The following is a 14,274-nucleotide window of genomic DNA, read 5'->3' on the forward strand; positions in this document are numbered from 1 at the left end:
CGCGAGCGGCGACGTCAGGTCCAGAAGTCGAACCACATCCGCAGGTGCCACTGCTCCCGCGGGATGGTGATCGCCGTGTGCACGGGCCAGTACCAGACGAAGACGACGGCGGCCAGGGTCAGGTAACCCACCACGGCCACGGCGCCCCACCGGCGTCGGCGCGCCGTGGCGTCCGCCGGGCCGAGGACCAGCGCGAGGCAGGTGACCACCACCAGCACCAGCCAGGGGACGAAGGCGACCGCGTAGAAGCTGTAGATCGTCCGGGTCTGGTAGAGGAACCACGGCAACCAGCCGGCGGCGACCCCGGCCAGCGCCGCCCCCGCCCGCCAGTCGCGGCCCAGCAGCCACAGGAAGAGGACGACGAGCAGCCCGATCGTCGCGCCCCACCAGAGCACGATGTTGCCGAGCGAGGCGATGTACTCCACGCACTCGGCCGCCCCGCAGCCCTGCTCGCCCCGCTCCGGCCACTCGGCGTAGAACAGGGTGGGCCGCCACTGGACCGTCCAGCTCCACGGGTTGGAGCTCCAGGCGTGCTCGTTGGCCAGGTCGATGTGGAAGGCCCACTGCTCGGCGTGGTAGGCCCACAGCGAGCGCAGCGGGTCCGGGACCAGCGCCGCGAGGCTGCCGGGCGGGGCGGGGTGGTCGACGGCCCACTGCCGCTTCCACCCGCCGTCGGTCGCGAACCAGCCGGCCCAGCCCGCGACGTAGGTCACCAGGGCGGTCGGCACCATGAGCAGGAACGCCGGTATGCCGTCGCGCACCACGGTGCCGGCCAGCCAGTCCCGGGCGCCGGCGGCGCGGCGCGCGCCGAGGTCCCAGGCGACGGTCATGAGCCCGAACACGGCGAGGAAGTACAGCCCCGACCACTTGGTGCCGATGGCCAGGCCGAGGCAGACGCCGGCCGCCAGGCGCCACCACCGGACGCCGAGCGAGGGTCCCCACCACCGCCGGGCCCGGGCCCACGCCGACCGGGGAGCGAGCGCGTCCGGCCCGTGCCGCGCCTGCCACCACGGGCCCCAGCGCGCCGCGAGCCGGCGGCGCCCCTGCTCGCGGTCGAGCAGCAGGAGGAGGAAGGCGAGCAGCACCCACCACATGAGGAAGAGGTCGAGCAGGCCGATCCGCGACGAGGCGAAGTGGTGGCCGTCGAGGGCCAGCAGGGTGGAGGCGCTGACGGCCAGCAGCGCGTTCTTCCAGATCAGCCAGGCGCAGACGCCGAGGACGGCGATGGACAGCGTGCCGACGGTCGCCGCCGACAGCCGCCAGCCGACCGGGGACTCCGGCCCGGTGACGAGCTCCCCGAGCGCGATCATCCACTTGCCCACGGGCGGGTGGACGACGAGGTCGGGCTGGTTGCCGAAGACGTCGGGGTCGCCGGCGTTCCACAGCTCGTCCGGCTCCTCGAGCCCCGCCTTCACCTCGCGCTCGTGCCCGAAGCGCACGAGCGACCAGGCCTGCTTGACGTAGTAGGTCTCGTCGAAGACCAGCCGGTCGGGGTGACCGAGCCGCCAGAAGCGCAGGGCACCCCCCACCAGGGTCACCAGCAGCACGCCGACCACCGCGATGCGCCGTTGCCGGGCGAGCTCCGCGGGCGGCGGGCCGAGCAGGCGCGCCCGCAGTGACTCCATACCGGTCATCGTAGGTGTGACCCCGGGCCGGAACCGTGCGCGGCCCGGCGCGGGCCGAGAGCGGGTCGCCGCAGGTCGGGCGCTAGAATCAGGCTCGTGGCCACGTCAACCGCTCCCGCGCCTGCGGCCCGCAAGGGGCCGCCGACCATCCTGCTGAAGACCGTCGTCGCGGTCACCGGGGTGTTCTTCGTCCTGTTCGTGCTCGTGCACATGTACGGCAACCTGCAGATCCTCATCGGCACCGAGGCCTTCGACGAGTACGCCCACCACCTGCGGACCTTCGGTGAGCCCATGCTCCCGGAGAAGTCCTTCCTGTGGGTGGCCCGGATCCTGCTCCTCGTCTCCGTCGTGGCGCACGTGTGGGCGTCCATGTCGCTGTGGCGACGGGCCGGGCAGGCGCGCCGGACGCGGTACGCCGGGAAGAAGAAGGTGTCCTACGGCCGGTTCTACGCCAAGGCCATGCGGTGGGGCGGGCTGGCGCTGCTGGCCTTCGTCGTCTTCCACATCCTGCACTTCACCACCCAGACGATCACCGTCGACGGTGCCTACCCGAGCCCCGCCGAGCGGGTCATCAGCAGCTTCGAGGTGTGGTGGGCGGTCCTGCTCTACACCGTCGCCATGGTCTTCCTCGGCATGCACCTGCTGCACGGCATCTGGGGCGCGGCCATGACGGTGGGGCTCAACACCTCGCTGAAGCGCGCCGAGCAGATCCGGTTCGTCTCCATCGCCCTGTCGACCATCATCGTCGTCGGCTTCCTCATCCCGCCCTTCGCCATCTTCTTCGGCTTCATCGAGTGAGTGGATCCCATGACTGACACCGTGACCCGCAACGACGAGCTCATCGACGGCATCTACCGCGAGGGTGCCCCGATCACCGACACCAAGGCCCCCGGCGGCGACATCGCGGACAAGTGGACCACCCGCAAGTTCGAGGCGGCCCTGGTCAACCCGGCCAACCGCCGCAAGCTGTCGGTCATCATCGTCGGCACCGGCCTGGCCGGTGCGTCGGCGGGGGCGACCCTGGGCGAGGCGGGTTACAAGGTCAAGTCGTTCTGCTACCAGGACAGCCCGCGGCGGGCCCACTCGATCGCCGCCCAGGGCGGGATCAACGCGGCCAAGAACTACAAGGGCGACGGCGACTCGGTGCACCGGCTCTTCTACGACACCGTCAAGGGCGGCGACTACCGGTCCCGGGAGACCAACGTCTACCGGCTCGCCGAGGTCAGCGCCGACATCATCGACCAGTGCGTGGCGCAGGGAGTGCCGTTCGCCCGCGAGTACGGCGGGCTGCTCGACAACCGCAGCTTCGGCGGGGTGCAGGTGTCCCGCACCTTCTACGCGCGCGGCCAGACGGGCCAGCAGCTGCTCATCGGGGCCTACCAGGCGCTGGAGCGGCAGATCGCCGCCGGGACGGTCGAGATGTTCGCCCGCCACGAGATGCTCGAGCTGGTCGTCGTCGACGGCAAGGCCCGCGGGATCATCGCCCGCGACATGGTCACCGGCGAGGTCGAGACCCACCTCGCGGACGCGGTCGTCCTGGCCTCCGGCGGCTACGGCAACGTCTTCTTCCTCTCCACCAACGCCATGGGCTGCAACGTCACCGCGTCGTGGCGGGCGCACCGCAAGGGCGCCTACTTCGGCAACCCCTGCTACACGCAGATCCACCCGACCTGCATCCCGCAGACCGGCGAGCACCAGTCCAAGCTGACCCTCATGAGCGAGTCGCTGCGCAACGACGGCCGCATCTGGGTGCCCAAGAACGCCGAGGACTGCGACAAGGACCCGCGCGAGATCGGCGAGGACGACCGCGACTACTACCTGGAGCGGATCTACCCCGGCTTCGGCAACCTCGTGCCCCGCGACATCGCCTCCCGGCAGGCCAAGAACATGTGCGACGAGGGTCGTGGAGTGGGCCCGGCCGTGGACGGTGTCCGCCGCGGCGTCTACCTCGACTTCGCCGACGCCATCGAGCGGCTGGGCGAGGACGCGGTGCGGTCCAAGTACGGCAACCTCTTCGACATGTACCAGCAGATCACCGGGGAGAACCCCTACCAGGTGCCGATGCGCATCTACCCGGCGGTGCACTACACGATGGGTGGCCTGTGGGTCGACTACGACCTGCAGTCCTCCATCCCCGGCCTGTTCGTCACCGGTGAGGCGAACTTCTCCGACCACGGGGCCAACCGGCTCGGCGCGTCGGCGCTCATGCAGGGCCTCGCCGACGGCTACTTCGTGCTGCCCAACACCATCCGCGACTACCTCGCCAAGGGCCCCTTCACCAAGATCACCGAGGACGACCCGGCCGTGGCCGAGGCCGTCCAGGGGGTGCAGGACCGGATCGAGAAGTTCCTGTCCATCGACGGGACCCGCAGCGTCGACTCCTACCACAAGGCGCTCGGCAAGATCATGTGGGAGAAGTGCGGCATGGAGCGCACCGAGGAGGGGCTGCGCGAGGCCATCGAGGAGATCCGGGCGCTGCGCACCGACTTCTGGAGCAACGTGCGGGTCCTCGGCTCGGCCGAGGGGCTCAACCAGAGCCTGGAGAAGGCCGGCCGTGTCGCCGACTTCCTCGAGCTGGGCGAGCTCATGTGCATCGACGCCCTGCACCGCAACGAGTCCTGCGGCGGTCACTTCCGCGCGGAGAGCCAGACCGAGGACGGCGAGGCGCTGCGGCACGACGACGAGTACGCCTACGTCGCCGCCTGGGAGTGGGGCGGTGACGACGAGGCCCCGGTGCTGCACAAGGAGGACCTCGTCTACGACTTCATCGAGCTGAAGCAGAGGAGCTACAAGTGAGGATCTCTCTCAAGATCTGGCGGCAGGACGGCCCCGCCGACGACGGCCGCATGGTCGACTACCGGCTGGAGGAGGTCAGCGAGGACAGCTCGTTCCTGGAGATGCTCGACCTGCTCAACGAGCAGCTCATCGACAAGGGCGAGGAGCCGGTGGCCTTCGACTCCGACTGCCGCGAGGGCATCTGCGGCATGTGCGGCGTCGTCATCAACGGTGAGGCCCACGGCCCGGAGCGGACCACGACCTGCCAGCTGCACATGCGCAGCTTCGACGACGGCGACGAGATCATCATCGAGCCCTGGCGGGCCGACCCGTTCCCGGTGATCAAGGACCTCTGCGTCGACCGCAGCTCCTTCGACCGGATCATCCAGTCGGGCGGCTTCATCTCCGCCAACACCGGCTCGGCGCCGGACGCCCACGCCACCCCGGTGCCCAAGGAGGACGCCGACCGCGCCTTCATGGCGGCCGAGTGCATCGGCTGCGGCGCCTGCGTGGCGGCCTGCCCGAACGCCTCGGCGATGCTCTTCATGGGCTCCAAGGTCACCCACCTGGGCGAGCTGCCGCAGGGTCAGCCCGAGCGCGAGGCCCGCGTGCTGCAGATGACCGCGCAGCACGACCTCGAGGGCTTCGGCGGGTGCACCAACCTCGGCGAGTGCTCGCGCGCCTGCCCGAAGGGCATCCCGCTCAACGTCATCAGCCAGCTCAACGCCGACTACCGGCGCGCCGGCTACGGCGGGCGCGACTGACCCAGCAGGGGCCCCGGGGTATGCCTGATGCCGCGCTGGTCCTCGCCGCCACCCCCATCGGCGACAGCCGCGACGCCAGCCCCCGGCTGCTGGCCGAGCTGGCGGAGGCACCCGTGGTCGCCGCGGAGGACACGCGCCGGCTGCGGCGGCTGACCGACCGCCTCGGCATCGCCGTGACCGGTGAGGTGGTCAGCTACCACGAGCACAACGAGGCGTCCCGGACCCCCGAGCTGGTCGAGCGCATCGCCGCCGGCGAGCGGGTCCTGCTCGTCACCGACGCCGGGATGCCGTCGGTCTCCGACCCCGGCTACCGGCTCGTCCAGGCCTGCGTCGAGGCCGACCTGCCGGTGACCTGCGTGCCCGGCCCCTCGGCGGTGCTCATGGCGCTCGCGGTCAGCGGGCTGCCGGTGGACCGCTTCTGCTTCGAGGGCTTCCTGCCGCGCAAGACCGGGGAGCGCGAGCGGGTCCTGGCCGGGCTGGCCCAGGAGCCGCGCACCATGGTGTTCTTCGAGGCGCCGCACCGGCTCGCGGCCACCCTGGCGTCGATGGCCACCACCCTGGGGGAGGGGCGCCCGGCCGCGGTGTGCCGCGAGCTGACGAAGACCTACGAGGAGGTCCGCCGCGGCGGTCTGGCCGAGCTGGCGGCCTGGGCGCAGGACGGGGTCAAGGGCGAGATCACCGTCGTCGTCGCCGGCGTCACCGCCACCGACGCGCCGCGGGTGGACCCGGGTGACGTCATACCCGAGATCCTGGAGCGGGTCGCCGCCGGCGAGCGGCTCAAGGACGTCACCAAGGACGTCGCCCGCGCCACCGGTCTGTCCGCCAAGGAGCTCTACGACGAGGCCGTCCGCTCCCGCTGACCTGTCGCGGGGGCTGAACCGCGCTGACCTCGGTGAGGACGCTGGAGGGCGGGGCGGGCTCGTGGTTGACTGTGCCGGGCGCTACGCCGACGTGGCCGGGAACGAAGGACGAGAGAGATGACCTACAACTGGCAGGCGATCGTGGGCGGCCTGGTGGGAGGCGTGCTCGCGGGACTCGTCGCGGCCTACGCCACGACCCAGGTGCTGCCGGCCACGGAGCCCGGCTACGGCGTCGCCGACATGCTGTGGGCCGCGGTCGTCGCGTGCGTGGGCGGGGTGCTGGGCGTCGTCGCGGGATGGCTGGTCAACGCCCGCCGTGCCCGCGGGCTGGGCGGGATCGCCGCCATCACCAGCCTCCTCGGCTCGGTCATCGGCACGTATGCCTGGGGCCGCGTGGTCAGCCGGCTCGACGAGACCGGGCTCTTCCTCGTGGGGTCCATCCTCATGCTCGGCGGCGGCCTCATCATGCTGGCGGCCGTGTGCGGGCTCACCGCGGCGCTGCTGCGGGTCCAGTCACCCTCCGGCGAGGCACCGGCCCGGCCCTAGCGTTCCCGTGCGCGGACGAGCCGGCCCGGGGGGTGTGTCGTCGGCCCAGGCGTTCACGTGCGCGCATCGGCCGGTCGGGCCGGGCGTGTCGTCGGCTGGAGCGCTCACCTGCACGCCTCAGCCGAGGGCGGGGACGTCGTTCGGTCAGCTGTAGCCCGCGTCGGCCATGAGCTGGTCGCGGTGCGCCTTGCGGCGGCGGCCCCGGCGCCACAGCCTGACGGCACCCCAGAGCAGGAGCAGCAGCAGGAAGATCACCAGCACCGGCAGGAAGATCGCCACCAGCGACAGGGTCAGCGCCGCGCCGTCCTCGGCGGCGGAGACCACGGGCGTGCCCAGGCCACCGGTCGTGGTGTTGACGACGGGCCGGCTCACCGCCTTGCCGGTGTGCACGATGCCGGCGGTGATGATGCCGAGCAGGACCCCGACCCACGGGTTGTCCTGCATGAAGCCGGAGCCCTGCTCGAAGTCCTCGGCCGCGGTGGTCGCGGCGAAGATGAGCCCGCCGGTCGCCGGGCGGATGAAGGTGCCGACCGCGTCGTTGACGTGGTCGACGACGGCCACCTTGTCCAGGACGACCTCGGAGAGCAGGAGCACGGCCGCGATGCCGATGGCCCAGTTGGACTCGATCCACGCGTACTGGTGGGGCAGGTTGATGACGTCGGTGAACCGCGCGACGAGCGCGACGAGGATGAACGGGATGTAGGCGTTCAGCCCCGCTGCGGCCGACAGGCCGGCACCGGTGAGCGCAGCGAGCACGTCGTGGCCTCCTGACTTGCGCGGCGCCCGGCGGGAGCCGTCGTCACCGTCCAGTATGCGGCATACCTCCCGCCGGTCTCCTGCGTCGCGCCCGGACCGCGCGTGCGCAGCGCACCGGTCGTGGGTCCTGCGCGACGCGGTGCGGTATCTGGGCGCCTCGTCGTCGCTCCCACCCGGTGAGGCCGGCGCACCCTGCCTGGCCGGAGAGGCAGTGTCATGAATGTCGAACCGTGGAGGGACCTGGGCCAGGGCGACCAGGCGCCCCTCGTCGTGCGAGGTCTGCAGCTCCTCCTGCGCGAGCGCGGCGCGTCCCTCGTCGTCGACGGCCTCTTCGGCCCGCTCACCGCGGCGGCCGTCGCGGGCGTCCAGTCCGACCACGGTCTGCCGTCCACCGGTGACGTCGACACCTCGACCTGGGTCTCGCTGGTGGTGCCCACCGGTCCCGGATCGGTCGGCGACGCGGTGCGCGGGGTGCAGGGCTTCGACCCCGCGGGGCGGGTCGGCGTGCCCGCGCTCGCGGTGGACGGGGTGTACGGGCCGGCCACGACGGCGGCCGTCGCCGAGTACCAGCGGCGCTGGGGGTTGACCATCGACGGGCTCGCGGGCCGGGAGACGTGGTCGTTCCTGTCGACGATGCGCGCCGGCAGCCAGGTGTGGGGCATGGCCAAGGTCGGCCACACCCAGGCGGTGAACTGGCGGGTCCGGGCGGTGCAGCACCTGCTCGACCACCACGGCGCCTCGCTCGCCGTGGACGGTGACTACGGCCCGCTCACGGGGGAGGCGATGCGCTCCTGGCAGCAGACGCAGCGGGCGACCTTCATCTCGACGACGTGCGGGCAGCTCGACTGGCCGGGGCTGACGCGGACGGCGCGGCTCGGGGACACCGGTGACCACGTGCGGGCGGTGCAGTCGATGCTGCCGGGGCTCGCCGAGGACGGCGCCTTCGGGCCCCTCACCGACGCCGCGGTCCGGGACTTCCAGGCCATGTTCGCCCCGCCGGCCGACGGCGTCGTCGGACCGCTGACCTGGCGCGCGTTCACGGTGCCGAAGGGGGAGTAGCGGCGCCACGGCATACCGGGCCCGACCCCACCTCCTGGCCGCCTCTGCCGTTGAGGGGATGACAGGGTGTCGAGCAGGAGGCGGTATGCGGTCCACGCACGAGCAGGAGTTCGCGGAGTTCTTCGACTCCGGCTCCTCGCGGCTGCTCAGCGCCGCCTGGATGCTCACCGGCGACGGGCACGTGGCCGAGGAGCTGGTGCAGGAGGCGATGGCGCGCACCTATGCCCGCTGGTCCCGCGTGCGTCGCGGGAACCCTGCCGCCTACACCCGGCGGACCATCGTCAACCTCCACACCGACCGCTGGCGCAAGCGCCGCCGCGAGGTGCTGACCGACGAGGTGCCCGAGCGGGCCACGTCCGACGACCCGATGTCGGTCGACCTCGTCCGGGCCCTGGCCCGGCTGCCGCGGCGTGAGCGCGAGTGCGTCGTCCTGCGGCACTACCTGGACCTCTCCGAGGCCGAGACGGCGCGCACGCTCGGGGTGGGCGTCGGGAGCGTCAAGAAGTACGCGATGAACGGTCGCCGCGCGCTGCGCGAGCTGCTGGAGGGAGTGGAGTCCCATGACTGAGGCCCGTGACGACATCGACGCGGTCACCGCGCTGCTGGACCGGGCCGGCGGTCACGCCCCACCCCTGCACGTGTCGCGCGCAGACGTGGTGCGGCGGGGCAGCACGATCCGTCGCGGCCGTCGGGTCGCCGCCGCCGTGTCGGCGCTCGCCGTGGCGGGGGTGCTGTGGTTCGGCTGGGCGGTCGCGCCCCTCGGTGAGGACCCAGTCACGGCACCGGCCGAGGTCACCTGGTCAGAGCTCGACCTGGACGACCGCCTCTTCGGGTTGTCGGGCGAGACCTCCTGGAACGCCGAGCTGCGGACGGTGGACGGACGGCCGCATCCGGAGCTGGTCGTCTCGCGCGACGGGGAGGTCCTGCCAGAGCCGCTCCAGGCGCAGGACGGACCAGGGGACGTCCAGGTGTTCCGCACCGACGGACTGACGGTGGCCGTCTGGCTGCGCGCCGACCCCGACGAGCAGGGGGGTCAGGTGGCGTGGGGAGGCCAGTGCCTCCTGTGCACCGGCGGCGCTGCCGAGACTGGCGGGGCGAGCATCGGGTACGCCGCGTCGGCCGGGATGGGGTCAGAGGACCCCGCAGAGCTGTACGTCATGACCGAGGGAGCGGTCACCACCCTGGCCGGTCGCGAGGTCGAGTCGATCCGACGCGCGGTGGACGAGCGCGCCTTCACGGTCTTCGCGGATGAGGAGACCGGCCTGTGGGGCGTCCACGGACCGGACGACGCAGATCGCATCGACGTGGATGCCGTCCAGGGCGGCGCCGGCAGCATCAGTGGTGGTGACGCCCCGGCCCCGTGGGTGGTGTCCCTCATCCCGCCTGACGCCGAGGCCGTCCTGGGAGGGGGCGGGGTCGAGGGTGCATCGGCGGAGCTGACGGGGCAGCAGGTCCTGGTCGCCGTCGGCGACGGGACCGCGACGCCCGAGGTCGAGGTGGTCATCGACGGGGAGCGGCAGGCGCTCACGTCCTACGTCCATGCCCAGGCGACCGAGGCCGGTGTCGGAGACCCGCCGGTCACCTGGAGGTCTACCCGCGCGGGCTTCCTCTGGTTGGACCAGGGGTCCAGCACCGAAGCACTGTCCGTCGAGGAGGAGCTGTCGGACGGGCGAGCCGTCGTGGTCCCGGTGGTCGGCGGCACCCTCGTCGTGGTCGGCGGTTGGGAGCCTGCCGAGGAGGAGGTCGCCGTCCGCATCGGCGACGCCGCCGGTGGTCGCTGGGCGACCGCAACCTCGGTGCGGGTGCGCGCGCTCGTCGACGGCCGGCCGGTGACCTTCCTCGGGCTTCCCGAGCTGCCTGCGAGCGAGCGGGAGCAGGTCGTCGACGTGGGTGTGGCGGACGAGGACTCGCCGGACCCCGAGCCGTTGGGCCTGGAGGAGGTCCAGGTGGTGCCGCTCGGCGACTGAGCCGAGCTGGCGGGGCAGCGGCGCCGGCATACCGGGGGTGTCACAGAGAACCCAGCCGTCACTCGCGCACCGACCTGCGGAGATCTTCACCGAGGACGGGGGTATATCGCGGGCATCGGTGACTTTCTCCGCACCGTGCGACGGGTGCGGCTCGTGTGGCCTGTGTGAACGCTCGCGGAGGACCCTGGACCGCACTCCGTCGTCCTGGGACGGGGAGGACGTCTCCCGGGGCGCACCTAGACTGGTGACCCATGAGTCATGTCCTGTCCGCGGTCGCCTGGCCGTATGCCAACGGCCCGCGCCACATCGGCCACGTCGCCGGGTTCGGCGTCCCCTCCGACGTCTTCAGCCGCTACATGCGCATGGCGGGCCACGACGTGCTCATGGTGTCCGGGTCGGACGAGCACGGGACCCCGATCCTCGTGCAGGCCGACGCGGCCGGGCAGAGCCCGCAGGAGTTCATCGACACCAACCACGCGCTCATCGCCGCCGACCTCGCGGCGCTGGGGGTGTCCTACGACCTCTACACCCGCACCACCACGGCGAACCACGACGAGGTCGTGCAGCAGATGTTCCTCGCCTGCTGGCGCAACGGCTACCTGCTCGAGCAGACCCAGCAGGTGGCGCTCAGCCCGTCCACCGGGCGCACCCTGCCGGACCGCTACATCGAGGGCACCTGCCCGATCTGCGGGTATGCCGAGGCGCGCGGCGACCAGTGCGACAACTGCGGCAACCAGCTCGACCCGGCGGACCTGCGGGACCCGCGCTCGAAGATCAACGGCGAGACGCCGGAGTTCCGCGACACCGAGCACTTCTTCCTCGACCTGCCGGCGCTCGCCGAGGCGCTCGGTGAGTGGCTCGACGGCCGGGAGGCCAGCGGGTTGTGGCGGCCCAACGTCATCCGCTTCTCCCAGAACATCCTCGCCGAGATCCGGCCGCGGCCGATCACCCGCGACATCGACTGGGGCATCACCATCCCGCTCGAGGGCTGGGCGGAGAACCCCACGAAGAAGCTCTACGTCTGGTTCGACGCGGTCATCGGCTACCTCTCGGCCTCGGTCGAGTGGGCGCGGCGGCTGCCCGGCGAGCAGGGGGAGCGGTGGCGCGAGTGGTGGAACGGCAGGGACGCGCTGACCTACTACTTCATGGGCAAGGACAACATCACCTTCCACTCCCAGATCTGGCCCGCGGAGCTGCTGGCGCACAACGGCGGCGGCAGCAAGGGTGGGGAGGTCGGGCCCTACGGCGAGCTGAACCTGCCGACCGAGGTGGTCTCCAGCGAGTTCCTCACCATGGAGGGCAAGCAGTTCTCCACCTCCCGCGGCGTCGTGATCTACGTGCGGGACGTGCTCGAGCGCTACCAGCCGGACGCGCTGCGCTACTTCCTCTCCGCCGCCGCGCCGGAGACCGCTGACTCCGACTTCTCCTGGCCGGAGTTCGTCAAGCGCACCAACACCGAGCTCGTCGCGGGCTGGGGCAACCTCGTCAACCGGACGGCCTCGATGATCGCCAAGAACTTCGGCGAGGTCCCGCGCCCCGGCGAGCTGCAGGACGTCGACCGGGCGCTGCTGGAGCAGGTGGCGGCCGGCTTCGACACCGTCGGTCGGCTCATCGCCTCGCACAAGCAGAAGGCCGCGCTCGCCGAGGCGATGCGCCTGGTCGGCGAGGCCAACGCCTACGTCTCGACCACCGAACCGTTCAAGCTCAAGGGTGAGGACCAGCGGGAGCGCCTGGCGACCGTGCTGCATACCCTCGCCCAGGCGGTGGTCGACCTCAACACGATCCTCTCGCCCTACCTGCCGCACTCCTCGACGGCGGTGCACCGGGCGCTCGGCGGCGAGGGCGACTTCCAGCCGATGCCCCGCCTCGAGACCGTGGCGGACCTCGACGACCCGGCACGGCCGGACTACCCGGTCATCACCGGCGACTACTCCACGGCGCCGCGGTGGGAGCACCGCCCGGTCGCGGTGGGTGCGCCGGTCGCCAAGCCCTCGCCGATCTTCACCAAGCTCGACCCCTCGGTGGTCGAGGAGGAGCGCGCCCGGCTCGGGCTGGTGGACACGGCAGGTGCCGCGGTATGACGTCGCTCGCGACCGCCCGATGAGCGGCGACCGCGAGGCCGGGCGTCCCCCGGCCCCCGACCCGCTGCCGATCTCCGTGGTCGACAACCACTGCCACCTCGACATCTCCCGGGACGACGCGCCCGTGCCGCCCCTCGAGGAGGTCGTGGAGCAGGCCAGCGCGGTCGGGGTGGACCGGCTCGTGCAGATCGGCAGCGACCTGGCGGCCGCGCGGTGGACGGCGCAGGTCGCCGTCGAGCACCCCGCCGTGCTGGGCGGGGTCGCGATCCACCCCAACGAGGCGCCGGGCCACGAGGCCGCCGGGGACCTCGACCAGGTCATCGACGAGATCGGGCAGCTCGCACGGCACCCGCGCGTCCGGGTGATCGGCGAGAGCGGGCTCGACTACTTCCGCACCGGGCCCGACGGGGTGGCGGCCCAGCACCACGCCTTCCGGAGGCACATCGCGCTGGCCAAGGAGCTCGGCCTGGCCCTGCAGATCCACGACCGGGACGCCCACGACGACGTCCTGCGCATCCTCGCCGAGGAGGGGGCGCCGGAGAAGACCGTGCTGCACTGCTTCTCCGGCGACATGGAGATGGCCCGCGAGTGCGTGCGGCGCGGCTACTACCTGTCTTTCGCCGGCACGGTGACCTTCAAGAACGCGCAGGGCCTGCGCAACGCGCTGGCCATCACCCCCCTGGAGCACCTGCTCGTCGAGACCGACGCGCCCTACCTCACGCCGACGCCGCACCGCGGGCGGGCCAACGCGCCCTACCTCGTGCCGCTCACGGTCCGCGCCATGGCCGCCACCCTCAACACCTCCGTGCCACAGCTGTGCGAGGCCCTCTCGGCCACCAGCGAAGAGGTCTACGGGCCCTGGTGAGCGCGAGCCGGACACGGGTGGGGGACGTGGGAGGATGCCGGTCGTGACGCGCCCACCGGAGGACCTCGACCCGGCGGCCGGGGAGAACCTGCTCGGGCCGGCGCAGGTGCGGCAGCTCGCGGACCGCCTCGGCATCCGCCCGACCAAGCAGTGGGGGCAGAACTTCGTCATCGACAAGGGCACGGTGCGCCGCATCGTGCGCGCCGCCGGGGTCGGGCCGGACGACGTGGTGCTCGAGGTCGGCCCGGGCCTGGGCTCGCTGACCCTGGCGCTGCTGCCGCGGGCCCGGCACGTGACGGCGCTCGAGATCGACCCGGCGCTCGCCACCCAGCTTCCGCTGACGGTGGGCGAGCTCGCCCCGGACCTCGCCGAGCGGCTGACGGTGCTGCATACCGACGCGCTGCGGGTGACCGAGCTGCCCGGCCCGCAGCCCACCGCGCTCGTCGCGAACCTGCCCTACAACGTGGCGGTCCCGGTGGTGCTCCACCTGCTCGCGACCGTCCCGACCCTGCGCACCGTCCTCGTCATGGTGCAGCTCGAGGTCGCCGAGCGGCTGGCCGCGCGCCCCGGCAGCAAGGTCTACGGCGTGCCCAGCGTGAAGGCCGCCTGGTACGCCGACGTCACCGGCGCGGGGCGCATCGGCCGCACCGTCTTCTGGCCGTCCCCCAACGTCGACTCGGGCCTCGTGCGGATGGTGCGTCGGGAGCCGCCGGAGGCCGTGGCCACCCGCGAGCAGGTCTTCGCGGTCGTCGACGCCGCCTTCGCGCAGCGCCGCAAGACGCTGCGCGCCGCCCTCGCCGGGTGGGCCGGGTCGGCTGCGCAGGCCGAGGCATACCTCACCGCGGCCGGGGTCGACCCCCGGGCGCGCGGCGAGGTGCTCACCGTCGAGGACTTCACCCGCATCGCCGACGCCGCCGCAGGTCAGCACCCCGGCACGCAGGGCTGACGCCCGGGGCGCCCGTCGTGGGACGGCGAC

At 72.4% G+C, this 14,274-nt stretch carries 13 protein-coding genes; 11 read left to right on the forward strand and 2 right to left on the reverse strand.

Going from position 1 to position 14,274, the window contains the following annotated elements; translation table 11 throughout:
• Positions 1–14 precede the first annotated feature (14 nt).
• Positions 15–1,625 carry a dolichyl-phosphate-mannose--protein mannosyltransferase gene (locus EUS26_RS07735; protein ID WP_130012816.1) on the reverse strand — a complete coding sequence of 537 codons (1,611 nt, stop codon included), beginning with the start codon at positions 1,623–1,625 and terminating at the stop codon, positions 15–17.
• A gap of 96 nt (positions 1,626–1,721) precedes the next feature.
• On the opposite strand from EUS26_RS07735, the gene EUS26_RS07740 reads away from it, so the two are divergent.
• The 5 genes from EUS26_RS07740 (at position 1,722) to EUS26_RS07760 (ending at position 6,570) form a co-directional block, all read left to right on the forward strand.
• Positions 1,722–2,423 carry a succinate dehydrogenase cytochrome b subunit gene (locus EUS26_RS07740; protein WP_130012818.1) on the forward strand — a complete coding sequence of 234 codons (702 nt, stop codon included), beginning with the start codon at positions 1,722–1,724 and terminating at the stop codon, positions 2,421–2,423.
• A gap of 9 nt (positions 2,424–2,432) precedes the next feature.
• Positions 2,433–4,421 (forward strand): fumarate reductase/succinate dehydrogenase flavoprotein subunit, encoded by a 1,989-nt coding sequence (locus EUS26_RS07745; protein WP_130012820.1) that lies wholly within the window; start codon positions 2,433–2,435, stop codon positions 4,419–4,421.
• Positions 4,418–5,164 (forward strand): succinate dehydrogenase/fumarate reductase iron-sulfur subunit, encoded by a 747-nt coding sequence (locus EUS26_RS07750; RefSeq protein ID WP_130012822.1) that lies wholly within the window; start codon positions 4,418–4,420, stop codon positions 5,162–5,164. The genes EUS26_RS07745 and EUS26_RS07750 overlap by 4 nt, the downstream gene beginning before the upstream one ends.
• 20 nt (positions 5,165–5,184) lie before the next feature.
• Entirely contained in the window at positions 5,185–6,024 is an 840-nt protein-coding gene (rsmI, locus tag EUS26_RS07755; RefSeq protein WP_130012824.1) for a 16S rRNA (cytidine(1402)-2'-O)-methyltransferase, read from the forward strand.
• A gap of 117 nt (positions 6,025–6,141) precedes the next feature.
• The gene (locus EUS26_RS07760; protein ID WP_130012826.1) at positions 6,142–6,570 is read left to right on the forward strand and encodes a hypothetical protein; all 429 of its coding nucleotides are present in this window, start codon (positions 6,142–6,144) and stop codon (positions 6,568–6,570) included.
• Positions 6,571–6,714: 144 nt separating this feature from the next.
• Here the strand turns inward: EUS26_RS07760 and EUS26_RS07765 are convergent, their stop codons facing one another.
• Positions 6,715–7,326 (reverse strand): DUF4126 domain-containing protein, encoded by a 612-nt coding sequence (locus EUS26_RS07765; protein ID WP_130012828.1) that lies wholly within the window; start codon positions 7,324–7,326, stop codon positions 6,715–6,717.
• Between the two features lie 216 nt (positions 7,327–7,542).
• Here EUS26_RS07765 and EUS26_RS07770 point away from each other — a divergent pair, with 216 nt between their 5' ends.
• The 6 genes from EUS26_RS07770 to rsmA all read left to right on the forward strand — a co-directional run bounded on the left by EUS26_RS07770 (position 7,543) and on the right by rsmA (position 14,244).
• On the forward strand, positions 7,543–8,385 hold the full coding sequence (locus EUS26_RS07770; RefSeq protein ID WP_130012830.1) for a peptidoglycan-binding domain-containing protein: 843 nt from the start codon (positions 7,543–7,545) through the stop codon (positions 8,383–8,385).
• 85 nt (positions 8,386–8,470) lie between these two features.
• On the forward strand, positions 8,471–8,953 hold the full coding sequence (locus tag EUS26_RS07775) for a SigE family RNA polymerase sigma factor (RefSeq protein WP_165368545.1): 483 nt from the start codon (positions 8,471–8,473) through the stop codon (positions 8,951–8,953).
• Positions 8,946–10,352, forward strand: coding sequence for a hypothetical protein (locus EUS26_RS07780; RefSeq protein ID WP_130012834.1), 1,407 nt, complete (start codon positions 8,946–8,948; stop codon positions 10,350–10,352). Before EUS26_RS07775 ends, EUS26_RS07780 begins: the two co-directional genes overlap by 8 nt.
• Before the next feature lie 251 nt (positions 10,353–10,603).
• Positions 10,604–12,433 carry a methionine--tRNA ligase gene (metG, locus tag EUS26_RS07785; protein WP_130012836.1) on the forward strand — a complete coding sequence of 610 codons (1,830 nt, stop codon included), beginning with the start codon at positions 10,604–10,606 and terminating at the stop codon, positions 12,431–12,433.
• A gap of 19 nt (positions 12,434–12,452) precedes the next feature.
• The gene (locus EUS26_RS07790; RefSeq protein ID WP_130012838.1) at positions 12,453–13,298 is read left to right on the forward strand and encodes a TatD family hydrolase; all 846 of its coding nucleotides are present in this window, start codon (positions 12,453–12,455) and stop codon (positions 13,296–13,298) included.
• Positions 13,299–13,332: 34 nt separating this feature from the next.
• On the forward strand, positions 13,333–14,244 hold the full coding sequence (gene rsmA / locus EUS26_RS07795) for a 16S rRNA (adenine(1518)-N(6)/adenine(1519)-N(6))-dimethyltransferase RsmA (RefSeq protein WP_130012840.1): 912 nt from the start codon (positions 13,333–13,335) through the stop codon (positions 14,242–14,244).
• The last annotated feature ends 30 nt before the right edge of the window (positions 14,245–14,274 follow it).

This window comes from Serinicoccus sediminis, from assembly GCF_004153545.1.
GTDB classification, from domain to species: Bacteria; Actinomycetota; Actinomycetes; order Actinomycetales; family Dermatophilaceae; genus Ornithinicoccus; species Ornithinicoccus sediminis_A.